The 22,566-nt window shown below is 71.3% G+C and carries 19 protein-coding genes; 9 read left to right on the forward strand and 10 right to left on the reverse strand.

Features of this window, described 5'->3' with window-relative positions; translation table 11 throughout:
• Window positions 1-187: 187 nt before the first annotated feature.
• On the reverse strand, window positions 188-1,189 hold the full coding sequence (locus PPSIR1_RS00005) for a DUF72 domain-containing protein (RefSeq protein WP_006968891.1): 1,002 nt from the start codon (window positions 1,187-1,189) through the stop codon (window positions 188-190).
• A gap of 46 nt (window positions 1,190-1,235) precedes the next feature.
• On the opposite strand from PPSIR1_RS00005, the gene PPSIR1_RS00010 reads away from it, so the two are divergent.
• The gene (locus PPSIR1_RS00010) at window positions 1,236-5,639 is read left to right on the forward strand and encodes a WD40 repeat domain-containing serine/threonine protein kinase (RefSeq protein ID WP_198154421.1); all 4,404 of its coding nucleotides are present in this window, start codon (window positions 1,236-1,238) and stop codon (window positions 5,637-5,639) included.
• On the opposite strand, the gene PPSIR1_RS00015 is transcribed toward PPSIR1_RS00010, so the two are convergent.
• Both PPSIR1_RS00015 and PPSIR1_RS00020 read right to left on the reverse strand, forming a co-directional pair.
• The gene (locus PPSIR1_RS00015) at window positions 5,640-6,503 is read right to left on the reverse strand and encodes a hypothetical protein (protein WP_157595040.1); all 864 of its coding nucleotides are present in this window, start codon (window positions 6,501-6,503) and stop codon (window positions 5,640-5,642) included.
• A gap of 43 nt (window positions 6,504-6,546) precedes the next feature.
• Window positions 6,547-7,686: a hypothetical protein gene (locus tag PPSIR1_RS00020; protein ID WP_157595041.1), complete on the reverse strand. Its 1,140-nt coding sequence runs from the start codon at window positions 7,684-7,686 to the stop codon at window positions 6,547-6,549.
• Between the two features lie 45 nt (window positions 7,687-7,731).
• Between PPSIR1_RS00020 and PPSIR1_RS47210 the strand changes: the two genes are divergently transcribed.
• On the forward strand, window positions 7,732-8,352 hold the full coding sequence (locus PPSIR1_RS47210) for an IMPACT family protein (protein ID WP_006968895.1): 621 nt from the start codon (window positions 7,732-7,734) through the stop codon (window positions 8,350-8,352).
• 3 nt (window positions 8,353-8,355) lie between these two features.
• On the opposite strand, the gene PPSIR1_RS00030 is transcribed toward PPSIR1_RS47210, so the two are convergent.
• On the reverse strand, window positions 8,356-9,018 hold the full coding sequence (locus PPSIR1_RS00030) for a TetR/AcrR family transcriptional regulator (RefSeq protein WP_006968896.1): 663 nt from the start codon (window positions 9,016-9,018) through the stop codon (window positions 8,356-8,358).
• A gap of 46 nt (window positions 9,019-9,064) precedes the next feature.
• Between PPSIR1_RS00030 and PPSIR1_RS00035 the strand changes: the two genes are divergently transcribed.
• Genes PPSIR1_RS00035 through PPSIR1_RS00045 form a run of 3 tightly spaced genes read left to right on the forward strand, consistent with a single transcriptional unit; the run spans window position 9,065 to window position 12,674 of the window.
• The gene (locus PPSIR1_RS00035; protein WP_045115112.1) at window positions 9,065-10,627 is read left to right on the forward strand and encodes a flavin-containing monooxygenase; all 1,563 of its coding nucleotides are present in this window, start codon (window positions 9,065-9,067) and stop codon (window positions 10,625-10,627) included.
• 28 nt (window positions 10,628-10,655) lie between these two features.
• Window positions 10,656-11,495 (forward strand): SDR family NAD(P)-dependent oxidoreductase, encoded by an 840-nt coding sequence (locus PPSIR1_RS00040; RefSeq protein WP_006968898.1) that lies wholly within the window; start codon window positions 10,656-10,658, stop codon window positions 11,493-11,495.
• A 9-nt stretch (window positions 11,496-11,504) separates the two neighbouring features.
• Entirely contained in the window at window positions 11,505-12,674 is a 1,170-nt protein-coding gene (locus tag PPSIR1_RS00045; protein WP_006968899.1) for a hypothetical protein, read from the forward strand.
• A gap of 13 nt (window positions 12,675-12,687) precedes the next feature.
• Here the strand turns inward: PPSIR1_RS00045 and PPSIR1_RS00050 are convergent, their stop codons facing one another.
• Window positions 12,688-13,419, reverse strand: a complete 732-nt coding sequence (locus PPSIR1_RS00050) for a hypothetical protein (RefSeq protein WP_006968900.1) — start codon at window positions 13,417-13,419, stop codon at window positions 12,688-12,690.
• Window positions 13,416-14,429 carry a hypothetical protein gene (locus tag PPSIR1_RS00055; protein WP_157595042.1) on the reverse strand — a complete coding sequence of 338 codons (1,014 nt, stop codon included), beginning with the start codon at window positions 14,427-14,429 and terminating at the stop codon, window positions 13,416-13,418. The genes PPSIR1_RS00050 and PPSIR1_RS00055 overlap by 4 nt, the downstream gene beginning before the upstream one ends.
• Window positions 14,430-14,929: 500 nt before the next feature.
• On the opposite strand from PPSIR1_RS00055, the gene PPSIR1_RS00060 reads away from it, so the two are divergent.
• Complete coding sequence (locus PPSIR1_RS00060; RefSeq protein ID WP_006968903.1) at window positions 14,930-15,286, forward strand: hypothetical protein; 357 nt, start codon at window positions 14,930-14,932, stop codon at window positions 15,284-15,286.
• A gap of 164 nt (window positions 15,287-15,450) precedes the next feature.
• Window positions 15,451-15,963 carry a CBS domain-containing protein gene (locus PPSIR1_RS00065; protein WP_157595043.1) on the forward strand — a complete coding sequence of 171 codons (513 nt, stop codon included), beginning with the start codon at window positions 15,451-15,453 and terminating at the stop codon, window positions 15,961-15,963.
• On the opposite strand, the gene PPSIR1_RS00070 is transcribed toward PPSIR1_RS00065, so the two are convergent.
• The 3 genes from PPSIR1_RS00070 to PPSIR1_RS00080 form a co-directional block, all read right to left on the reverse strand.
• Window positions 15,960-16,676 carry a hypothetical protein gene (locus PPSIR1_RS00070; protein WP_006968905.1) on the reverse strand — a complete coding sequence of 239 codons (717 nt, stop codon included), beginning with the start codon at window positions 16,674-16,676 and terminating at the stop codon, window positions 15,960-15,962. The genes PPSIR1_RS00065 and PPSIR1_RS00070 overlap by 4 nt on opposite strands.
• Window positions 16,677-16,791: 115 nt before the next feature.
• Complete coding sequence (locus PPSIR1_RS00075; RefSeq protein WP_157595044.1) at window positions 16,792-17,718, reverse strand: terpene synthase family protein; 927 nt, start codon at window positions 17,716-17,718, stop codon at window positions 16,792-16,794.
• 717 nt (window positions 17,719-18,435) lie between these two features.
• Complete coding sequence (locus PPSIR1_RS00080) at window positions 18,436-19,242, reverse strand: dimethylarginine dimethylaminohydrolase family protein (protein WP_006968907.1); 807 nt, start codon at window positions 19,240-19,242, stop codon at window positions 18,436-18,438.
• Between the two features lie 62 nt (window positions 19,243-19,304).
• Here PPSIR1_RS00080 and queF point away from each other — a divergent pair, with 62 nt between their 5' ends.
• Together queF and PPSIR1_RS00090 are read left to right on the forward strand one after the other, a co-directional pair.
• Complete coding sequence (gene queF / locus PPSIR1_RS00085; protein WP_006968908.1) at window positions 19,305-19,661, forward strand: preQ(1) synthase; 357 nt, start codon at window positions 19,305-19,307, stop codon at window positions 19,659-19,661.
• Between the two features lie 353 nt (window positions 19,662-20,014).
• Window positions 20,015-21,397: a S1 family peptidase gene (locus PPSIR1_RS00090; protein ID WP_006968909.1), complete on the forward strand. Its 1,383-nt coding sequence runs from the start codon at window positions 20,015-20,017 to the stop codon at window positions 21,395-21,397.
• Window positions 21,398-21,412: 15 nt separating this feature from the next.
• Here the strand turns inward: PPSIR1_RS00090 and PPSIR1_RS00095 are convergent, their stop codons facing one another.
• A complete protein-coding gene (locus tag PPSIR1_RS00095) occupies window positions 21,413-22,522 on the reverse strand; it encodes a M28 family peptidase (protein WP_157595045.1) in 1,110 nt (369 codons plus the stop codon).
• Between the last annotated feature and the right edge of the window lie 44 nt (window positions 22,523-22,566).

Consider the following 22,566-nt stretch of genomic DNA (forward strand, 5'->3'; position numbering starts at 1 on the left):
GCCCACCCCGGCCGCGCCGGGACCCATGATCCACGAAAGCATCGTCCACGGACTCAGCTGGCGCTGAACCCGTGGGCGGCTGCCTTTCTCGGTAGTGGGGTCCACCACAGCGTCGTCGCGGCTCCTTGCCCTCGGGTCCCAGCTCCACCCCAAACCCGGCACGGACTTCGGACACGCGGTACTAGGGTCAGAGCCGCTCGAGCAGGGCGTCGGCGAGGGAGCGGACCGTCAGCGGCGAGCTGCCCTCGGCCTTGTTGTTGGCGATGAAGGTGACCTTGGCCTTGCTCGCCTGTCCGGGCCCGCGCAGCTGGGCGGCGATCATGTCGGCGTAGGCGCGGCGGACCTCGACGTTGGGATCGACGAGGCGGTCGAAGGGGGCGTAGGCCTTCTTGCCGGACTCGTAGTCGTGGTGGCGCGCGAGCATCCAGCGCATGACCAGGGCGGGGCGATCGGCGCCGCCGCTGGCCTGCCACTGCTTGTGGATCTCGGGCATGCCAGGCAGCTCGGCGACGCAGTGGGTCGCGCCCACGGCCTCGAGGGCCTTGATGTAGCGGGGCGTGAACAGGTCCGGGTTGCGGAGCTCGACGGCGTACTGCGGACCCGCGGGCAGGGCTTCCAGGAAGGCGCGCAGGCGCGAGGCGAAGCTGCGCGCGCCGCCGGTCACGTACTGGGGCGGGAACTGAAACAAGAGCACGCCGCCAGCGGGGCCGAGGCCCTGCATGAAGGGCTCGACCACGGCTCGGGTCGCGTACTCGGGCTCGAGGAAGAGCTCGTTGCGCTGACCGGCGCGGGCGCGGTTCCACGAGCGGGACGAGAACTGGACGGTGGTGCACTCGGCGTGGGCCTTGACCAGGAGCTGGAAGTCCTCGGGCAGGTCGCGGCGCAGGGCCCCGAGCTGGGCGGCGCTCATGGTCCCGTAGTAGGTGCGGTCGAGGCCGACGGTGCGCAGCAGGGGGTGGCGGGCGTAGGTCGCCAGGCCGTCGCGGACGAGCGCGCGGTTGCTGGCCTTGCGGTCCCAGACGAGCCCCTCCCAGCCCGGGAAGGTCCACGACGAGGTGCCCATGCGCAGCTGCGGGGCCAGCTCGCGCAGGCGCGCGCCGGCCTCGGTGGTCGCTTCGTCCTGGGCGGCGAGCTCGAGCTGGCGGTCGGGGTGGACCTCGCCGCCAAAGATGTCGAGCTGCGCGGTCACGGTCGGGGAGTGTAGCAGCGCGGGCGTGGGTGGTAGCCTGGCGAGGATGGGGGGCGAGAGCGGCGAACTTGCCGGGTCGCCGGGTGCCTCGGACGCAGGCGACGACGAGGCGCTGGGCGGACTACCCCGGGCGACCCCTGCCGAGAAGCTCTTCTACGCCCAGCAAGCCCGGCGCGTGCTCGGGCAGATGTTTGGACCGCCGGACGCGGCCGAGGGCGAGCCGGAAGCCTCGCCGGCGGGCCCGCGCTTCGAGATCGGCGAGCGCCTGGGCGAGGGCGGCATGGGGGTGGTCTACGCCGCCCGGGATCCCAAGCTCGATCGCCGCGTGGCCGTCAAGCTACTGGCCTGCGAGCACCCCGAGCTGCGCCGCCGCTTCGTGCGGGAGGCCAAGGCCCTGGCCCAGCTCAACCACCCCAACGTGGTCCAGATCTACGACGTCGGCGAGCTCGAAGAGCAGGCCTACATCGCCATGGAGTTCGTCGAGGGGGCGACCTTGAGCGCGTGGCTCGAGGCCTCGAAGCCGGCGCTGTCGGCGATCGTCGAGGTCTTCGTCGGCGCGGGCCGGGGGCTGGCCGAGGCCCACGGGCGCGGCCTGGTGCACCGCGACGTCAAGCCGAGCAACATCATGATCGACGGCGAGGGCCGGGCGCGGCTCATGGACTTTGGCCTGGTCCGGGTCGCGGCCATCGAGGGCGTCGACTGGGGCCAGTCCTCGCTCACGGCGACGGGCGCCCTGCTCGGGACGCCGGCCTACATGCCGCCAGAGCAGCTGCGCGGCGAGGCCGTGGACGCGCGCAGCGATCAGTTCAGCTTCTGCGCTGCGCTGTGGGAGGCGGTGACGGGGCGGCGGCCCTTCGCCCTCGACCCACAGACCGGCCTGCCGCGCCATGTCGAGCTCGAGCTCGAGGCTCGCGCGCCGTCGCCAGGAGCAGGAGCCAACGCGGTGCTCGCCGGGGAGCTCGAGGCCCTCGCGCTCTCCGGCCTGCGCCTGGACCCGGCCCGGCGCCACCCGAGCATGAGCGCCCTCGTCGAGGCCCTCGAGCAGCTGCAGGCGTCGGCGCCCTTCGAGGCCGGCGCCGGCGAGACCATCGGCGGCTACGTGCTGTCTCGACGCCTGGGCGAGGGCGGGATGGGGGTGGTCTACGCGGCCTACGACCCCGACCTCGATCGCAAGGTCGCGCTCAAGCTGCTGCGCCAGTCTCGACGGACCTGCGAGGTGGCCCTCGAGCGCTTCGCCCGGGAGGCCAAGGCCCTGGCCCGCGTCGAGCACCCCAACGTCGTCGACATCTACGGCTTCGGACCGTGCGCCGCGGGGCTCTACATCGCCATGGAGTACGTCGAGGGCGAGACCCTCGACGCCTGGCTCGAGCGCGCCGAGCCCGACTGGCAGGCGCGGCTCTCGGTCCTCGTGGAGGCCGGCCAGGCCCTGGCGGCGGCGCACACCCGGGACCTGGTCCACCGCGACTTCAAGCCGAGCAACGTGATGATCGGCGAGGCGCCGGCGGGCCAGCGGCGGGTCCGGGTGCTCGACTTTGGCCTGGCGCGCTCGACCGCGGGGGACAGGGGGGTCGCGGCCGAGGAGCTCACGGCCGAGCACACGGTGTTGGGGACCAAGCGCTACATGGCCCTCGAGCAGATCGAGGGCGGGGCGGTCGACGGCCTGACCGATCAATTCACCTTTTGCATGGTCGCCTTCGAGGTCTTGTTTGGGGTCCAGGCCTTTCCTGGGGCGACCCTGAGCGCGCGGGCCGTGGACATGCGCGGCGGCGCCGTGGCGGATCCTCCCCGGGGCCCGGGGACGCCCGGCCGCGGGATCCCGCGGCGGGTCCTCGCGGCGCTGCGCCGGGGCATGGCCGCCGAGCCCGAGGCGCGCTGGCCGAGCATGGACGCGCTCTTGCTCGAGCTGAGCCACAGCCTGACCCGGGACCGTCGACGCAGCTGGGCCCTGGTCGGCCTCGGGGGGCTGGGCGTGGCCCTCGCGGCGGTGTTGATCGCCGGGTGGATCATCCGCGGGCTGTGGGGGCAGCTGCACGAGCGCGAGCGTGCGCTCGAGGACAGCAACGCGGCCCTCGCCGACAACAACGCGGAGCTCGAGGCCCGCTCTGCCGAGCTCGAGGCCCGCTTTGATCTCGAGCAGGCCCGGGCGCTCTCGGCCCTCGCCGCGACCCCGGGCCGGCGGCGCGAGGCCCTGGTCGGCGCGGCTGCGCTCTACGCCTGCTACGGCCTCCACGCGGGGGAGTGCGCGGCTGCACGTCAGCGCGCGGGGGCGCCGGCGTGGACCGAGCCGGTGCCCTGGCCCATCGAGGCCGCGCTGTTCGCTGCGTCGCGCTCGCTGCACGCGAGCTGGGAGCGCGACGCCCACTCGGGTCTGATCACGGCGCTGGCCTTCGAGCCCGGGGGCGCGCGCCTGGTCACGGCGGGCGCTGACCACCGCGCGGTGATCTGGGAGGCGCGCAGCGGGGAGCGGCTGGCGGTCCTCGATCGCCACGTCGGCCCCGTGCGCGGCCTGAGCTTCTCGCCGGAGGGGAGCCGGCTGCTGACCTGGAGCGCCGACGGGACGGCCTCGCTGTGGCTGACGGACTCGGGCGCCCACTACCGCAGCTTCGACCGCGGGGAGGTCCAGGCGGCGAGCTTCGACGGCGAGGGCAGGAGCTTGCTGATCGCCGAGCTCGCCCCGGGAGGCGGCGTCACGGTGGCCCGCTTTGCGAGCGCCGTGGGGGCGGGCATCGCCGCCGAGCCGGAGCTGCGCGTCGAGCTGCCGGAGGTCGGGGGCGTCGCGCGCCTCGTGCCCTTTCCCGGGGGCGCGCGGGCGCTGATCGCCGATGGTCGCGGGCAGGCGTGGATCGTCGAGCTCGGGGATGGCTCGGGCCGGGTCGTCGCGCGCTTCGAAGCCGGGGCGCGGGCGTGGTCGGGGACCTGGGTCGACGGCGCGATCGTGGACGAGGTCGAGCTGCCCCTCGCGCTGTCCCCCGACGGCGCGCGGGTGGTCAGCGTGGCGCGCAGCGGCGCGTCGATCTTGCGCGACGGCGAAGGTCGGGCCATCGCCGAGCTCGAGGGCGCGGCCGCCTCTCAGCCCTCGGTGCTGGCCTTCTCCCGGGACGGCGCCGTGCTGGTCGGGGTGGGCCGTCGGGGCCCGCCGCAGCTGTGGTCGGCGGGCGACGGCCGGCGCTTGCGCGAGCTCGAAGGTCACGGCCTCGCGGTCCTCGACGCCGCCCACGGCCCCGGCGAGCGGCTGGCGACGGTGGGCACCGACGGCCTGGTGCGGGTCTGGTCCCTGGGCGAGGGGCAGGCGACGACCGTGCTCGAGGAGCTCGACGGCCTGCCCGTGCGCGTGGCCTTTTCAGGCGAGCACGAGGGCTCCCCGCGCCTCGCCGTGGCCACCGCCGAGGGCGGCGTGCGGGTGTGGGACCTCGAGGAGCGGACGCGGACGCGCCTGCGCGCGCCCGAGGGTCCGCGCCTGGCCAGCGCGGCCTTGCTCGAGGGTCCCAGGGCTGCGTTGGCGAGCCGGGAGGAGGTCCGCGCTTGGGCCCTGGGCGCTGACCGGGCCGAGCCTGGCTCGAGCCTGGGGCGCGGTCGGGCGCCGGTCACCGCCCTGGTCTCGGGGACGCTGCCGACCCGAGAGAAGACCGCGGTCGTCTACGCCGGCGACGCGGCTGGGGGGATTCGGGCGTGGTCTCCGGGCTCGGGGGAGGTCCTCGGCGCGCTCGAGGCTCCCGCCTCGCCGTCGGCGATCCGCGCCGTGGCGCTCGTCGAGGGAGGCCACTCCCTGGCGAGCGTCGACGCCGATGGCCGGCTGCAGCTGTGGTCCGTCCGCGTCGACGCGGCCGGCCGGGTCCGCCTCGAAGCGCGGGCGAGCGCGTTGGTGGAGGGGGGCGCGACGGCCCTGCGCTTCGCCAGCGATGGCCAGCGGCTGTGGGTCGCCGGCCTGGCGCGGCGCCTCGAAGGTTGGAGCCTCGAGCCCTTCGAGCGCGCGTCCGCGGAGGTCCTGGACTTCGTGCCCCTCGCCCTGGCGAGCGCCCCCGGTGGCGAGCGACTCGCGGCCGGGGGCGTGGGCGGGCACGCGCGGGTCTGGGCCGTCGACGGCGACCGGTTGAGCGAGCGCGCGCGCATCGACAGCGGCGACGCCTCGATCACCGCCCTGCGCTTCGACATCTTTGGCGAGCGCCTGGTCACCGGCGGCGACCTGCACCTGCGCCTGTGGACCCTGGAGGCGGACGGGGCCGAGCGCGTCGCCGACCTCGGCGGCCACGCCGACGCGATCTTGGATCTGCGCTGGGGCGAAGGGGCGTGGGCCGACTGGCTGTTCAGCGTCAGCGCCGACGGGGAGCTGCGCCGCAGCCTCGCCCGGGCGCCCGCTCGCCTGGCCGCGGTGTGCGAGGTCCTCGGCTCGGCCACGGGAGCAGGCGGGGCGAGCCTGCGCCAACCTTGCGCGCGCCTCGAGGCGCGCTGACTATTGGGAGCGGACCTCGGCCGTGATCGGCTCGGTGCGCTGGAACTGGACGACGTACTCCTGCTTGCCGGCGACGACCTCGAGGCTCCCGGCCGGCCGCCACTGCTCGTCGTTGCCGCGCATCACCGCGAGGGCGTAGCGGCCCGGGGTGAGCTCGCGCAGGGCGTTGGGGTCGAGGGTCATCTGCAGCGTGGGCTGGCCGCCGGGGCCGGTGACTCGAAGGCGCGCATAGTTGAGGGCGGCGGCTTTGAAGTGCACGGGCACCTTGGCGGGCAAGCCCGGGGGCGCCTTGGGCTTGCCCGGCTTGGAAGGGCGCTCGGGATCGGGGGCCGAGGCCTGGTCGTAGGGGCTCAGGTCGATGTCGGCCCAGCGCTCGCGCAACACGATGCGCTCGGCCGAGGTCAACCCCGGCGTGCCGAGCTCGAAGTCCTCGGCGCGCACGCGGACGTCCTCGACCGGCGGGGCCATGCGGACCCGGGCCTGGACGAGCTCGGTGCCGCCCGCACCCGTCTCGCGCAGACCGATGAGGCGCCCGAGGGCCTCGGTGTCCGCCTTGGTGTCTGCGGGGCACAGGTACTCGAGCAAGGTGCCCTCGGCGCGGATCGTGGCGTCGATGGGCTCGCCGCCCTCGGGCCAGATCAGCGCGCGCAGCAAGGCCGTGCCCTCGAGGGTGAGCTGGCACAGCTTCTGGGAGCTCTCGCCCTTGGCGGGCACGCCCGGCGTGGGCCCGCCGACGCGGCGCTCGAGGTAGCGCGTGGGCTCGTCGGGCTGGCACGCGCCCAGGCCCAGGCTCAGGCCCATGGCGAGGGCGAGCAGGGTCGACAGAGCCACCACGGGCCCGGCGCGTGCGACGAGCGAAGCCACGGCGGAGACTATGCGTGAGCGCATCGCGGCGCGCCAGGGAGGCTCAAAAACGCAGCCGCCCGAGCTCGAGCTGCGCGCGCGGAGAGGCCTCGCGGCCCCGCCGGCGCCGGCCCTCGTCGACGGCGAAGACCGGGATCCAGATCGCCAGCGAGCCCAGGCCAGCGGCGATCAGCGATCCGCCGATGGGCTGGCCGGTGGCGCAGCCCGTGGGATAGCGGTCGCAGCTCGTGCTCGCCACGATGACCACGCCGGCCACGGCGGTCAGGCTCGCCACGACCACGCCGCCGATCTCGACCTTGCGGCGGACCATGGGTCCGCGGGTGAGGGTGGGCGGAATGGGCGGGCCCGCGGGGGGTCCGGCGCGCTCGGTCGCAACGAGGGGCGGCGGAGCGACGGCGAAGCGGACCTCCGCCGCGCTCGTGGCTGCTCCGGGCTGGGCCTCGACGACCTGGGTCACGCTCGGCGTGCGCTCGTCCTTGCCGACGACGTGCACGACGTGGCTGCCGGGGTAGACCCACGAGGTCCCGGTGGGCACGGGGAAGCCGTCGACGGAGGCCGAACACGGGGCGCCGCACTCGATGCGCAGCGCGGCGCGGGGCTCGGCGTCGAGGGCGGCCACGCGGGCGTCGAGGGTCTCGGCGAGGTCCGGCCCAAACTCGGCGCGCGCCAGCCCGAGCAGGGCCTGGGTCTGGCGCGGAGAGGGGCTGCGGCGCACGGTCTCGTCGAGGACCGCCTCGGCGCGCAGGTCCAGGCCGAGGCGGAGGTAGGTCCGGGCCAGGTTGAAGCGCGCGATGGCCAGGGCTTCGCGCCCGGCCGCGTCCTCGCTGAGCTCGGCGACGTAGCCCTCGACGCTGGCGATGGCCAGGGCGAGGGCCTTGGCGGTCAGCGGCTCGGCGGCCTTGCTCGCGGCCAAGCTGGCGCTCTCGAGCTGGCTGCGGGCGGCGGCGTAGTCGGGGTTTCCGGCGGGCGCGGGGGCGCCGGGGCGCTGGACCGAGGGCGCTCGGGTGCGCGGGCGGGGCGTCGCCGTTCGTGGACGGGCAGGGGCCGCAGGCGCGGCGGGCCTCGCTTTGACCCGCGGTCGCTGGGTGGGTTGTTGCGTGGGCCGCTGCGTGGGCCGCTGGACGGGCTGCTGGACCGGGGGCCCCGCGACACTCAGCGCGACGAGCATGGCCAGGGCCGGCATGGGCAGACTCTAGCAGCCGCGGTACACACGAGCCGAGCGTCGACCATGGCCGAGAGCTACACCACCCTCACCGAGCCCCACGAGCTCGAGATCGACAAGGTCAAGCGCTCGCGCTTCATCGGTCTGGCCAGCCCCTGCGCCAGCCCGGACGAGGCCAAGGCCTTCATCGAGGCCGCGCGCTCGCGCTTTCACGACGCTCGCCACCACGCCTTCGCCTGGCGCATCGGGGAGAGCGCGCGGGCCTCCGACGACGGCGAGCCGCACCACAGCGCGGGCGCGCCGATCCTCCGGGAGCTCGAAGGCCGCGGGCTGAACCACGCCGTGGTCGTCGTGGTGCGTTACTTCGGCGGGGTCAAGCTGGGCACCGGCGGACTCGTGCGCGCCTACGGAGCGGCGGCGGCGGCCGTGCTCGACGACGCGCCGCGAGCTCGGGTGCTCGCGCGCACGCCGGTGAAGCTGCGCTTCGACTACGCCATCGCCAGCGCGGTCCAGCGGGTGCTGCATCGCCACGGCCTCGAGCCCGCGCACGCCGACTACGCCGCGCGGGTGTGCCTGACCCTGCACCTCGAGGCCGGGCGCGTCGACGGGCTGGTCAGCGAGCTGCGCGACGCCTCCGGGGGCGCGGCGGAGCTCGAAGTCCTCGACCCCATCGCCGTCCCCGAGTGAGGTTCAGCCGTTGGCGACCAAGCTCGCGCCGAGGCTCTCGTAAAACAGCGCCGCGTGCTCGACCATGAGCTCCACGGGCTCTTCGCAGCCCTCGTTGACCCAGCGCATCGCCAGGTAGACCGTCGCGCCGATGACCCCGGTGCTGATCAGCCGCAGCTCGAAGGGCCCCGACCCGAGCTCGACGGCTCCGGGCAAGCGCTCGCCCGCGACGTCGAGGACCAGATCGGTGAACCGCCCCACGGCGACCTGCGACTGCTGGGCGATGTCCGAGTTGATGGTCAGGACGTCGACGAGGATGACTCGGGCGATGCCGGGCTCGTCGAGCAAGGTCTGGAAGAAGGCGCGCAGGCCCGCGCGGATCAGCTCGGGTAGGGAGACCTCGGCGTCGGCCTTGGCGCTCAGGGTCTCGAGGGCGCCCTCCGTCGCGACCCGCACCCGGTCGACGCTCGCGTCGTAGACCGCGAGGAAGAGCTCCTCGAGGTTGGCGAAGGACTCGTAGAAGTAGCGCTCGGTCAGCTGGGCCTCGGCGCAGATGTCTCGGACGCGCACGCCGTGGAAGCCCCGGGTGCCAAAGGTGGCGAGGCCGGCCTCGATCAGCCGCTCGCGCCGAGCTCGGATGCGTTCCTCGGCGCTCTTGCCTCGAAAGCGGCGATTGGGGGCGGCCACGGGCCGATGTTGACACACGCAGGGGCGCCGCCTAAAGTTGACAACGATGGTTGTCAGAGAGAGCCTCGACAGGGCCGAAGACGATCCGCCGGTGCGCGAGCTGCTGATCATCGGCACGGGCTTCGCGGGCCTGGCGATGGCCATCCAGGCTCGGGAGGCGGGCGTCGACGACCTGGTCATGCTCGAGCGCGCGGGCGAGGTCGGCGGGACCTGGCGCGACAACGACTACCCGGGCTGCGCCTGCGACGTGCAGTCCCACCTCTACTCCCTGTCCTTCGCCCAAAAGCGCGACTGGACCCGGACCTTCGCAGGCCACGCGGAGATCCAGGCCTACATCCTCGACTGCTACGCGCGCTACGGCCTGCGCCCGAAGGTGCGACTCGACGCGGACATCGTGCGCGCGCAGTGGGACGCGGGCGAGGCGGTGTGGACGGTCACGGCCCGCGACGGTCGGCGGTGGCGCGGGCGGGCCCTGGTCTCGGCGATCGGGGCCCTGAGCAACCCGGCCATCCCCAAGCTCCCGGGCCTCGAAGACTTCGCGGGCAAGCAGTTTCACTCGGCGACCTGGGACCACGACTACGCCCTCGAGGGGCGCCGGGTCGCCGTCGTCGGCACGGGCGCGAGCGCCATCCAGTTCGTGCCGCAGATCGCCCCCAAGGTCGCGCGGCTGCACCTGTTCCAGCGCACCGCGCCGTGGGTGCTGCCCAAGGCCGACCGCCCCTTTGGCCGGATCGAGCGCGCGGCCTATGCCCACGTGCCCGGGCTGCAGGCGGCCCGGCGCGCGCGGATCTACTGGGGACTCGAGTCGCGGGTGCTCGGCTTCGCCTACTCCCAGGCCCTGATGAAGGCGACCCAAAACCAGGGCCTCCGGCACATCCGTCGGGGCATCCGCGATCCGCAGCTGCGCGCCAAGGTGACCCCCAATTTCACCCTCGGCTGCAAGCGCGTGCTGCTGAGTAACGACTATTACCCGGCCCTCGATCGCGCCAACGTCGAGGTCGTCGACGCGGGGGTCGAGGCGGTCACGGCCACGGGCATCGTCGACGCCCGCGGGGTCGAGCGCGAGGTCGACACCATCATCTTCGGCACCGGCTTTCGGGTCCAGAGCATGGTCCCCGAGGGGATGATCTTCGGCCGCGGCGGCGTGGACCTGGCCCACGCGTGGAGCGAGCGCATGACCGCCTACAAGGGCACGACGGTGCCGGGCTTCCCCAACCTGTTCGTGCTCGCCGGTCCCAACACCGGCCTGGGCCACAGCTCCATGGTGTTCATGCTCGAGTCCCAGGTCCGCTACGTGGTCGACGCTCTGGTCAAGATGCGCGATCGCAAGTGGGCGTCCGTGGAGGTCCGCAGCGATCGGCTGCGCGCCTTCGTGGCGGGCCTCGATGACAAGGCGGCGCGGGCGGTGTGGAGCAGCGGGTGCCGCAGCTGGTACCTCGACCGGTCCGGCAACAACACGGCCCTGTGGCCCGACTTCACCTTCCGCTTCCGCCAGACCACGGCCAGCTTCGACGAGCAGGCCTACGCGGTCCAGACCCTGGCCGAGCTGGCCGAGCTGGCCGCGACCGCGTCGGCGGGGGATGATGCGCCCACGCCCGCGGTGGCTTGAAGCCCGCGGCGTTCGAGAGAGAACCAGCATGAAGAACTTCTCCAACAAGGTCGCGGCCATCACCGGCGCAGGCTCGGGCATCGGCCGGCAGCTCGCCCTCGAGCTCGCCGAGCGCGGGGCCGAGCTGGCCCTGTCCGACGTCAACGAGGCCGGCCTGGCCGAGACCGTCGCTGGCTGCCGCGAGGCCGGTGCTCCGCGGGTCAGCGAGGCCCGGGTCGACGTCGCCGATCGGGCCGCGGTCGAAGCCTGGGCCGACGCGGTGGTCGCCGAGCACGGCCGCGCGAACCTGATCTTCAACAACGCGGGCGTCGCCCTGGCCAGCACCCTCGAGGCCGTCTCCTACGAGGACTTCGAGTGGATCATGAACATCAACTTTTGGGGGGTGGTCCACGGGACCAAGGCCTTCCTCCCGCACCTGCGCGCGGCGGGCGAGGGCCACATCGTCAACACCTCCAGCGTGTTCGGGTTGATCTCGGTGCCGGGGCAGGGGACCTACAACGCGACCAAGTTCGCCGTGCGCGGGTTCACCGAGGCCCTGCGCCAGGAGCTGGACATGGGCGGCGGGGGCGTGAGCGCGACCTGTGTCCACCCCGGCGGGATCAAGACCAACATCGCCCGAGACGCGCGCTTCGACGCGAGCATGGACGCGCTCGCGGGCGGCGAGGGCAAGGGCAAGGCGAGCTTCGAAAAATTGTTCATCACCGAGGCCCGGTCTGCCGCCCAGACCATCTTGCGCGGGGTCCGTCGCAACCAAAGGCGCGTGCTCGTGGGCCCGGACGCGCGGGTCATCGACTGGATGCAGCGCACCTTGCCCACGGGCTACCACTTCATGACCACGGGGCTGATCCGCGTCGCCAAGCGCTTATGATGGGCGGCGGTGGCCCGAGCCCGCGCAGCGCTGTCCTCGATTGGCCTGAGCCTGAGCCTGAGCCTGGTCTTGGGCTTGGGCGCGCCGCAGCGCGCCCGCGCGGCGGGTGAGGACGCGGTCGAGGACACGGGCCCGCGGAGCTCGAGGCCGGCGCCGAAGATGTCCGGCGAGGCCCTGCTGACCTTCATCGGCCAGGCGGACGCGCACGTCGTGGTGGTGCCCGCGGGCCCGCCGACGCCGGCCCTGCTCGAGACCGGCGACTCGATCATCGCGCGGCTGCGGGCGGGCGGGCGGCTGCGGGCGGTCCTCGACGGCCAGCGCCTGGGTGACCTGAGCGAGGCCAGCGACGCCGAGATCCTCGCGCGGGTCGATCGCCGCGGGGGCGCGATGACCATCGACCGCGTGCTCATCGTCCGGGTCGCGGGCTATGGCGCGGACCAGGTCGTCTACGCCGACAGCTACACCCGCGGGGGCGAGCGCTACGCGGGCTTCGTGCTCCACGCGGGCGAGACCCTCGCGCCCCACGTCGATCCGGCGGCCTCGCTCGAGGCCCGCCGCGAGGTGTTCGAGCCGGCGACGCGCCAGGCCGCGGCCAACGACGTGGTCGCCGGGGCCAACGATCTCAGCGACGCCGAGCGCAGCTACCTCGAGCAGGCGCTGTACATGCCCCGGGACCTGGTCCTGCGCGGGATCTACCGCGACCCCCTGGCCAACGAGGAGACCGTCGCGCTGTTCGACAACCCCGCGCTCGTCGAAGCCTCGAAGCGGCGCGAGAAGACCCGCCGGGGGTTGACGCTGACGGGCCTGTTCCTGGGCTACCCGACCGTGGTGATCAGCGCCGTGATGATCGGCCTGTCGATGACGGGCGAGTTCGGGAAGGGCTTTTTGTACGCGAACCTGGGGACCTTGAGCGTCGGCACCCTGGTGTGCGTGGGCGGGGCGATCGGCTGGGGGATGCAGCCCGTGCTCGGCGAGCCGGAGCTGCGCGCGGAGGTCGAGCGCCACAACCACAACCTGCGCAGCGAGCTGGACCTGCCGGCGAACATCGACGCGCAGCTCGCCAGCGAGGAGGGGGGTCCCCTCGCGCGGCGCCCGGGCTGGAGCTCGAGCCTCGCGCCGCTGCTGGACGCCGAGGGGCGGGCGGCCGGCGGCGTGGTGTCCTGGTCCGTCCGCTTTTGAGCGGGTCACCCCCTCACCCGAGCACGTCGTCGACCTTGGACTCGAAGGATGCGCAGCGGTCGGCCCACCACTCGTGGGCCATGGCGAGGGCCTCGGGCGTCGCCGTCCGCTCCAGGCCCTCGACCGGGGGGCGGTCCTCGGTCGAGGGCATGGGCATGGCCGGGCTGGCGTTGCCGAGGACCAGGGCGCCGTCGCGGTCGTAGACGCCCAGGTAGCACCAGCCGACGGAGAAGTACTCGACCGACGCGATGTAGTCGGCGCCGAGGAGCGCGGCGAGGGCCTGCCCGCGCTCGAGGTCGAGGCGCCCCGTGTAGGCGGTCTCGAGCCCCCGCAGCCGAGCCAGGGCGCCGCGGCTGCGGCCGAAGCAGCGAAAGGGGTAGCCCTCGATGACCGGGGCGAGGTGCGGAGGGGCCGTGCTCTGGAGCTCCTGGTAGGCGCTGCGGGTCACGAAGCGCGCGCTGGGTAGCACGCGCCAGTGCTGGCCCATGCGGTGCTCGACGTGGACGCGCAGGCGGGTCAGGTAGGCGGGCGAGACCTCCGCGGGGACCTGCGGGGGCACGATGGAGACGGTGATGGTGTTGTCGTCGTCCACCTGGATCTGGTCGACGAAGCGGGCCGTGCAGCTGACCAGGGCGGCCCGCTGGCCCCGAGACCGGGCGAGAAAATCGGTGCTGGAGGCGCAGCCGAGGCCGAGACCGACGCCGAGGCTCCCGAGCCAGGCGCGGCGCGTCCACCCGGCCCTCAAAAGCGCCCCCCGACGTGGACCCCGACGCCCGCGAGCACGCGGCCGTCGTCGCCCGGGGCTGGCAGCGGGGCGAGGCCCACGGACCAGCTCGGCCGCAGGCGCGAGAGGCTGCGCTCGCGCAGGTCGGCCTCGATGGTCTCGGCCAGGCCCAGGTCGGCGCGCAGGCGTCGGTTGTGGCGCTCGACCTCGGCCTCGAGGTCGGCCTCTTCGTAGGGAAGGCGCATGCCGATGCCGACGATCGCCATGGCCTGAAAGCCGAGGCCGAGGCCGAAGCCAAAGGCGGACAGCACGGCGTAGCGAGGCGTCTGGCCACCATCGGTGACCACGCCCAGGGTGGCCGCGACGAGCAGGGGCACGCCGAGGCCAAAGCCGACCCCGATGAGCACGGGCTGGGCGCGGCGGCGACGCTCGACTTGGGCGTCGAGGCCCTCGAGCGCCAGGGCCTCGAGGAGGGCCTCGCCCTCGAGGGGCGTCTGCGCCAGGCCGCGGCGGACCCCCGCGTCACCGAGGCTGGCGTCGAGGCGCGCGTCGAGGTAGCGGCGCTCTCGGTCGAGGACGTCGTGGGCGCCCAGCGTTGCGGCCGTCGTCGCCTCCCAGGCGGGCTCGAAGATCTGCTCGCGGGCGCGCGGCGAGGGCCGGGGATCCCAGTGGGGGCTGAGCGCGGTCCCGCGGGTGAGGGCGAAGCCGGCGTAGCGGCGACCGTCGGGGAAGTAGCTGTCGACGTAGAGCACTTCATCCCTGGCGGGTCCGCCGTGGGCCTCGACCTGGATGATCAAGATGCGCGCGATCCTGCCGCCGTGGTCTCTCTGGATGACCCCGGCGCGCTCGAGAATCTCGTCGTGTCCGAGCTGGGTCGTGTCCCCGAGCAGCTCGGGGCCGAGCAGCTCGGACACGGGCCCCGCACCCTCGAGGGCCGCGCGGATGGTGGCCACGGCGGCGTCGCGGCTCGGCGTGGACGGGCCGGTGGCGACGAGCAGGACCGAGCCGGGCTCACCGACAAAGGTCAACACGGCCGCGGGGGGCAAGCTGATCTGCCAGTCCCGCGCGGCCTTCGAGGTGGGCCGCGGGCGGCCTCCATCGGAGCCTGGGGACCCGCTCGCCCGAGCCGGTGCCAGGCAGATGCCCGCCGCGATCAACACAGCCCCTCGCCCCACTCCAGGTCGCAGGAACGGCATCGCGCCATGGTAGCCCAGGTCACCGGCGCGCGAGCCCTCCCGAGGCGAGCGGTCGCGAGATGATCTCTTGCTAGGCTCCGAGCATGCTCGGGGGTGCGCTCGTCACTGCGTCACTGTGTGGCCAGCTCGCTGCGCTCGGGCCTCCGATTCAGCGACCGAGCGGGCGGGCGTCGACAGCCCCCGCATCCAGGCCGTCGAGTGTGCCGAGCGTGTCGGAGCCCAAGGCCGCTCCGAAGGCCACACCGGCGCCCGCGAGCTCCCCCACCGTCCAGCGCCCAGAAGGCACACCGCAGCGTCCCCGCGTGAAGGGGGACAGCTCCGTCCAAGGATCGTGGATGCCTCCTCCGGCTCCCCATCTTCGTGGGGAGCTCGCGGCTGCTTCCCTCACCCCCGAACTCCCGCCCAGCCCCCTCGAACTCCCTGCGCCCATCCTTGGCCTACGCAGCACCATCTTCCTGGGCAGCGGGCTCGCGTTCGTTGGCGGGGCCGGGGTCGCGGGCTACATGCTCTGCCGCGGTGGTTGCGACGCCGTAGGCAGCGCGACGGTGGGAACCCTGGCCTCCGTGGGCACGGGGCTCATCGTGTTGTCTGCCGTGTTCCTGGGCGTGGACGCCCAGCGAAAGCGTGCGCGAGCCGAGAGCCGAGGACAGATCGTGCGCGTGCGCGTCGACGCAGACGGACTGCACTTCTAGCTGCGCATCTGTCGTGGCCATCGTTCGGCGTGAGTAGCGCGCTGCGCGGGATGTAGAAAGCGTAGCGTGATGTACGCGGAGCGAGTTCGAGCATCGTGTGGGTGGATGGTGGAGCTAGTCGCTCGGGCTGCAGGCTGTACGACCGCCTCCAGGACGCTTCGAGGTTGTTTGAAAAGCTGCTAGAAGAGTGGGGCACGAGCCCGGATGACACACAACCAGCATTTCATGACCACGCTCTCCCGAGCATGCATGGCCAGCGAGTCCTGGGTCTTCGCACGATGAGCGGGTCAAACCACCAGTGGGACATCATCGGCAAGGTTGTCGTCGCGCGGACCTCGCCGGGCCCGATCGATGATGCGGTCTGGATGGCCTACGTGAAGGACATCGAAGACAATGATCTCGAGTACGGTCTAGCCTTGACCAAGGGGGCGCTCGACATCAGCGCGCTTCAGCGCAAGGCTGTTGCCGATGCCATGAACAAAGGGGGACTCGCCGGAGTCGTTGTGACGGATGAGCGCCTCGTGCGGGGCTTGGTGACCGCCGTGAGCTGGCTGGGCCTAAAGGTTTCGGCCTTCAGCTGGGATGAACTGGACGGCGCGATCGATGCCCTGAAGACCGCCTCGGCCGCGGAGCGTGACCAGATCAAGCGGATCGCTCAGGTCTTCTTCAAGAGTTAGAGGGGCAGGACCCGCTCACGACGGCGAGAGTTGGGGCCATTGTTCCAAACAATGATGACATTGAGTAGGGCCGAGAGGACCACGACGGCTCCGGCCGCTCGATAGTAGTCGTTCTCAAAATAGGGGGATAGCGCGGGTAGGAACCCAAAGAACATGACGGTTCCACCGGCCAACAGTGATGCGGCCTGGACGAGCGAGCTCCCTCGCCCTTGCCGTCGGTGATTGAACAAGAAGCCCGAGACGACGATACAGATGACTGCGAGGCTGAACTTGATCAGGAAGAGGTCATCTGCGGGGATCAGCGACATCATGAAGATGAAGATGAGGGTGACCCCAACCTGGGCTGCGATGTAGCCGACGATGAACTGTGTCTGTGTGAGCGAGGGGGCGAGCTCTTGCCTTCCGTACTTGATCGTTTGAATGTGAACGATGATCTCCATGCCCGTATAAATGACGAGCCCTACCCAGAAGAGCTTGAAGATGATGTGGTCAATCTCGTAGAACCAGTGGCTGAACATCGAGATAAACACGATGTCGTGGGCAAAATTGACCATGTTGCCAAGCACTGGAGTCGTGAAGCTCTTTTGCTTCTTGGCGAGTCGTATACTCTCGATGTAGTAGGCGTAGAAGCCAATGAACACGGCCGCTCCCGAAACGAGGAACGCCAAAGGGAGCTGGTCGAGTACTTCGAGGACTGAGCTTGTGTCGTACATGGTACTCTTGCCTTCATGCAGAGTGATTTACTTGTAAAACCGTACCGCGCTGCGGGTGCTCACCCACAACGACGGTTGCTAGACCGCACTCCTAGCTGGAGTGCTGGTGCGTGGCTCAAAGGCTGAGAGAGTTGACCTGCATGTCTGCCAGGCTCGTCGAGGAGGCCTCGACGTAGCGGTGATTCGCCTCGAGGCACCAATCGAGGTTTCCGCGCATCCAGTTCTGCATCAGGCGCAGGTAGCCGCGAGTCCCGGCGTCCGAGTCGTCGAGCTCGCGCGAGGCTGCGAGGTAGTCGAGGACTGTGCGCGAGGTCAGCCCGCAGGCGTCGTTGAGGGTGTCTCGCATGTTGTGGGCCACCCCGGCTTGCTCGAGGACCATCACGACATTGGAGGCCTCACCCATGAGGGCCTCTTTCTTGTACGAGAACAGGTCGTTGACGTAGGAGCAATTGAGGTTGCAGGCCCGCCGCGCCCTCGCAAAAGCCTCGGTCTCGCGAAGAGCGGGCGGGACTTCGATGCCGCGGACGATCGCGCCGAGATCCAGGCAAGGGCGCACGCCGCTGACGAGCACGCGCAGGTCCGAGTAGAACTCGACCGTCGAAAAGCCGATCCCCAGGCCGCGCAGGTGCGCTTCGTCGACGACACCGTCGAGGTATTCGCCGACGGTCTCGATGAAGGGCTCGATCCGGGGGGTGTAGGCGCGCAGCCGGTGGGAGATGTCCGCGAGCATGCGCTGCAGCGCGTCGATGCGCGCGCGGTCTTCCCGAGTCAGCGGCAGCGCCGGCGCGCCCACGGTCACCGATCGCCCGCGAACGCCGGCCATCATGCGATCGGCGATCAGCCGAGTCAGGGAGCTGTCCGTGCCGACGTCCGACTCGGCCGAGTCGACCATGTCGTCGAAGAAGAACAGGAAGCTGATGAAATTGGCGACGAGTGCCAGGGCGTGGGGCTCGTCATCATCGTGGACGAGGGCGGCCAGCTCGGGAAAGGCGGCGCGCTCGACAATGCGCAGTTCGGGGGAGCCAGGCTCCAAGATACCCATGGACAGGAGCCAGTCGATGTTTTGTCGGGCGGCCCAGTCTCCATGCGGATTCCGCTGGCGTGCGAAGGGCATGAATAGGCTGACCCTGAACTCATCGACGCCAGGGATGTTGAATTCGTGGTGGGAGCTGCTGTCGCGCTGATTGCGGCTGGATCGGGCCGAAGCCTTCACTGGGGTAAAGTGCCCTTGCTTGGCTTTTGCGATGATCAGCTCAGTCATGACGACCCCATTGAGAGACGACTAACCCCATCCTGGGTTGTAGTCTTATGCCCCACTGTAGGATTGGGGGTCAGTCGTGGTCAACAATAATATTGAATTTTTTCTTGTTTCAGCAGAAGCGAATTGCGCGAAATTATAGTCTGGCGGACAATGCGCATCGCCCTCGGGAGGACGATGTATGCATATTTTGAATGCTAGGGGCTCCTCTCGCTCGAAATACGGCGTTTTGGATCTGGAGGCCGATTTTCCGTCGTTACGAGGAAATCAGAGCCCATTCTTTCTTGATATGGGTGTCCCAATTCGCGACGTGTACTTTAGAACAGTGCCCATGTTTGAAGTCAGCTGCGCACATCTCAACTCATAGTGGGGAGGTGAACTGCTAGTCATGCTGGGGCATTTTATCTCGGCGCATTTCCCGTCACTTCCTTCGCGAACAGAAGCCTTTGTTCCACCCAGGAATAGCTAGTGCGCCTCGATGGCGATGGCGTGGCGTGGCGGTCAAAAGCGCAGCGACAGGCAGGTCAGCGCGCCGTCCATCTTCTGCGCCTCGCTCATCTCGAGGGCGACGACGCTCAGGGGCTCTGCCTGGGCGCGGCGCCAGCGATCCACGCGCTCGGCGAGGGTGGGGAAGCCCGCGGGGATCAGCACGGTGTCGTTGATGCGCAGGGTGTTGGCGGCGTAGGCCTCGGCCTCGGGCAGGGCGAGGACCTCGACGGGCTCGGGGGCGCCCAGGGTCAGCTCGGGCAGGCTCGCGAAGCTCGCTGCGGCTACCAGAGTGCGCGGGCCCAGAGCGGTCACGCTCGACTTGAAGTGCAGGCCCTGGGCAACGGGGACCTCGACGACGGCGTAGCCCCGGGGCTCGAGGAGCTGGCGCAGCGCGGCCACGCCAGCGGCGTTGCTTCGGTCCGAGCGACCGACGAGGACGCGCCGCTCGTGGACGAGGACGTCCCCGCCGTCGAGGGTCGCGGGGGCCTCGAGCTGGGCGCGCGGGCGGTCGCCGCACAGCAGGGCGAGGGTGTCGAGCATGGCCGCGACCTCGCCCTCGCGCGCGCCCGCGCCGGGTCGGGTGGCGATGGCCAGCTCGGGCACGATGAGCGCGACGTCCTCGACGAAGTGCGCGTCGGGGAAGGCTTCGAGGGCAGGGAGCTCGGTGACGGTCAAGCCGGCGCCGCGCAGCGCCGCGACGTAGGCGGCGTGCTGCTCGAGCATGCGGGCGTGGTCGGGGGCCGGACCTTCGAAGGTCGTCAGGCCCTCGCCGAAGGTCGACGCGGGCCGGCGGACGATGGCGCGCTCGAAGCGGTGCATGGCGCCAGCATACGCAAGCCTCCGCGCTTGACCGCGCCGCAGCCCCAGGGCAAACCCCAACCGTGCCCAGCCAGCCAACCCGGGAGCTCGAGACCTTCCCCAACCCGCGCCCCGAGCGGAGCTACGAGATTCGCTTCGAGTGCCCGGAATTCACCTGCGTGTGCCCCAAGACCGGGCAGCCCGATTTTGCGACGATCCGCATCCGCTACTCGCCCGCGCAGACCTGCGTGGAGCTCAAGAGCCTCAAGCTCTACCTGTGGAGCTACCGCGATCTCGGGGCCTTCCACGAGGCCGTGACCAACCAGATCCTCGATGACCTGGTCGCCGCGACCCAGCCGCGGTGGATGGTCGTCGAGGGCGACTTCTACGTGCGCGGCGGGATCAAGACCGTGGTCGAAGCTCGGCACGACGCCGAGTGATCTGCGTGCGCGGCGGTGGCGGAGCGATTTCGATCGACCGCGATCGACGAGCGCGCGAGCAGCTCAGTGAGCTCATGCACGACTCGGGTCGTGTACGAGCTGCGACATTGGGTGTGGCGGTGGCGAACTGACCAGCTCCAGGCCCATTCGGGCTTTTGTCGTGGCTTTTGATGTGCTCGAGACATCGTATTTTTCGATCATTATTGGCGAGGGTGATCGGATTGAGCCTCGAACGCTTTTTCTTCTGATTGAGGATGAAACATCCCGGCGAAAAGACTATTTTTCCCGCGATGGTCGCCAAAGCTCGCATCTCGTCGGAAGCTCCCAAGACTCTCACTGGAGCTCTCGCCACCGTGGCCTGCTTCCTGCTCGTCTCGAGCGTTGCGGGTACCGCCCACGCGGAGGGGCCCGACGAGGGGCTGAGCTCGGTCGGCGACATCGCCGGCGAGGGCAGCGAGACCTTGATCTCGCGCGGCGAGCCCGTGGCCTCCTGCGCCTGGCCGACGGCGGTCGCCGTGGTCGGCGGAGGTCTGTGCACCGGCACCCTCATCCACCCCGAGATCGTGCTCTACGCGGCGCACTGCGGCGGCGGCAACAAGGACATCGTGTTTGGCGAGAGCGCCTTCGGGGGTGGCGGCCGGACGGTGAACACCGCCTACTGCCGGACCAACCCGGGCTACGCCAACGTGTCCAACGACCAGGCCAACGACTGGGCCTTTTGCCGCCTCGCCGAGCCGGTCACGGACATCCCGATCACGCCCCCCGTGGCGGGGCCGTGCGAGAACTCGATCCTGCAGGTCGGCCAGGAGGTCGCGGTGGTCGGCTTCGGCGACACCCTCGAGGGCAACGCGGGCACCAAGAACTGGGGCATGAGCACCCTGGCCGCGGTCAACAAGCCCGGCAACATCACGGTGCTCGGCTCGGGCTCGGACGCCTCGGTGTGCTCGGGCGACTCGGGCGGGCCCGCCTTCGTGCGCTTCCCCGACGGGAGCTGGCGGGTGTTCGGCATCGCGTCGACGGTGTCCGGGGGCTGCGGCGGCGTCGGGACCCACTCCATCGTCGAGGGGGCGCTGCCCTGGGTCGAGTCCGAGAGCGGCATCGACGTGACCCCGTGCACCGCGGCCGACGGCAGCTGGGCGCCGGGTGAGGACTGCGGCAGCTTCAACGCCCTCGACCCCAACATCGGCACGGGCACCTGGGGCGATTGGTGTTCGGGTCAGCCCGTGAGCCCCAAGGCCGACGTCTGCGGTCCGGCCTGGGACGAGTTCGACGAGGCCTACGAGCCGACCGTGATGATCACGTCGCCGGCGTGGGGCGACAGCTTCGAGCCCAGCGAGGAGATCGACATCTTGGTCGACGCGGCCAAGCACCCCGACGGCGCGGCCATCCGCGAGATCCGGCTCGAGATCAACGGCAACGAGGTCGCGGCCACGGACGCCGAGCCCTACGGCTTCGAGGGCGCGGTGTTCCAGGATCCCAAGGTCTACACCCTCGTCGCCATCGCCGAGGACTGGAACGGCAACATCGTCGAGTCCGCGCCGGTGGCCATCGGGATCGGCGATCAGGACATCCCCGAGGAGCCCGAGCCCGAGGAGGAGCTCGGCTCGGAGGACGACGCCGGCATCGTCGACGGCGAGGGCGGCTGCGCCTGCTCGACCGCGCCCGAGCAGGGCGGCGGCTGGCTGGGTCTGCTGGGGCTGGGCCTGCTGGGCTTGGGCCTGCGTCGGCGCCGCTGAGGGCTACAGTTACAGCTACAGGCCGAGCGCTTGGGCGACGGTCCCGGCCGTCGCCGCGCTGACGTCGACGGCGAACTCGACGTCGAGCTTGGCGATGCTGTCGTCTCCGCCGTCGAAGCAGTGGTAGGAGGGGTAGCGGAAGTCGGCGGTGTCGTTGAGGAACATCGCCGGGAGGTCCCGATCCCAAAAGCTCGCGTGGTCCGAGCGGCGCAGGTCGGCGAGCAGCGGCGAGGTCTTGAGCGCGTCGGTCAGCGGCGCCCCGATGGTCGGGATGCCGCGGGTCTCGGCGAAGCCGTCGAGGGCCTCGCCGAGGGCCTCGGTGGCCTCGTCGGACACCCAAAACAGGAAGTCGGCGCGGAATTCGTTGGCCTCGAGGGTCGCGTACTCGCCGGGGAAGAGCAGGTCGAAGCCCTCGGGCACGGACTGGGAGTTGGGCGAGTCGTCGGTGAAGCCGATCATGTCGTAGGCGAAGGCCGCGACCACGACCTGGCCCTCGTCGAGGGTGCGCTGGGCGTGGGCGTCGGAGCCGATCAGGCCCAGCTCCTCCTCGTCCCAGCACGCGACCACGAGGGGCCGGGGGGTCTCGACGGTGCTGAACACCCGGGCGAGCTCGAGGACCGCGGCGACCCCCGTGGCGTTGTCGTCGGCCCCGGTGCACTCGGGGATGTGGTCGTAGTGGGCCCCGATGATCACGGCCTCGTTGGCCAGGGTCGGGTCGCCGCCCGGGAGGGTGCCGAGCACGTTGATGCCGGTGCCGTAGTCGTGGAGCTCGACGCTGAAGCCGAGCTCGGTCAGGCGATCGACGCACAGCTCCTGGACCGCCTGCCAGTGCGTGCTCCCGGGCACGCGCAGGTCGGCGATGAACTCGAGGTCCGCGGTGTAGGCCTCGGCGTCGACGCAGTCGAGGACCTCGGCGGGGGTCTGGGCCGCGCAGGGCTCGGGCCCGCCGCTGTCCTCTCCGGTCTCGCTCCCGGCCGTGTCGGTGGCGGTGTCGGTGCCTGCGACCTCGTCGTTGCCCGAGGAGCCCTCGCCGTCGTCGCCGGGGCAGGCGGTCAGCGAGGCCAGGGCCACGGCCAAGACGGGAGCCGGGGCCAGGGTCGGGAGGGGGATGCGCGCGCGGGCCATGCCGCCCAGCATAGACCAGCCCGGTCGCCCAGCCCGGTCGCCAT

The organism is Plesiocystis pacifica SIR-1 (assembly GCF_000170895.1).
Taxonomy (GTDB): domain Bacteria; phylum Myxococcota_A; class Polyangia; order Nannocystales; family Nannocystaceae; genus Plesiocystis; species Plesiocystis pacifica.

What these genes read in the sequence shown, in the direction of transcription:
- PPSIR1_RS00010 (WP_198154421.1), top strand. Translation starts at nt 1,236, where the DNA reads ATGGGGGGCGAGAGCGGCGAACTTGCCGGGTCGCCGGGTGCCTCGGAC.
- PPSIR1_RS00020 (WP_157595041.1), bottom strand. Translation starts at nt 7,686, where the DNA reads ATGCCGGCCCTGGCCATGCTCGTCGCGCTGAGTGTCGCGGGGCCCCCG.
- PPSIR1_RS47210 (WP_006968895.1), top strand. Translation starts at nt 7,732, where the DNA reads ATGGCCGAGAGCTACACCACCCTCACCGAGCCCCACGAGCTCGAGATC.
- PPSIR1_RS00035 (WP_045115112.1), top strand. Translation starts at nt 9,065, where the DNA reads ATGGTTGTCAGAGAGAGCCTCGACAGGGCCGAAGACGATCCGCCGGTG.
- PPSIR1_RS00040 (WP_006968898.1), top strand. Translation starts at nt 10,656, where the DNA reads ATGAAGAACTTCTCCAACAAGGTCGCGGCCATCACCGGCGCAGGCTCG.
- PPSIR1_RS00060 (WP_006968903.1), top strand. Translation starts at nt 14,930, where the DNA reads ATGCCTCCTCCGGCTCCCCATCTTCGTGGGGAGCTCGCGGCTGCTTCC.
- PPSIR1_RS00070 (WP_006968905.1), bottom strand. Translation starts at nt 16,676, where the DNA reads ATGTACGACACAAGCTCAGTCCTCGAAGTACTCGACCAGCTCCCTTTG.
- PPSIR1_RS00075 (WP_157595044.1), bottom strand. Translation starts at nt 17,718, where the DNA reads ATGGGTATCTTGGAGCCTGGCTCCCCCGAACTGCGCATTGTCGAGCGC.
- PPSIR1_RS00080 (WP_006968907.1), bottom strand. Translation starts at nt 19,242, where the DNA reads ATGCACCGCTTCGAGCGCGCCATCGTCCGCCGGCCCGCGTCGACCTTC.
- PPSIR1_RS00095 (WP_157595045.1), bottom strand. Translation starts at nt 22,522, where the DNA reads ATGGCCCGCGCGCGCATCCCCCTCCCGACCCTGGCCCCGGCTCCCGTC.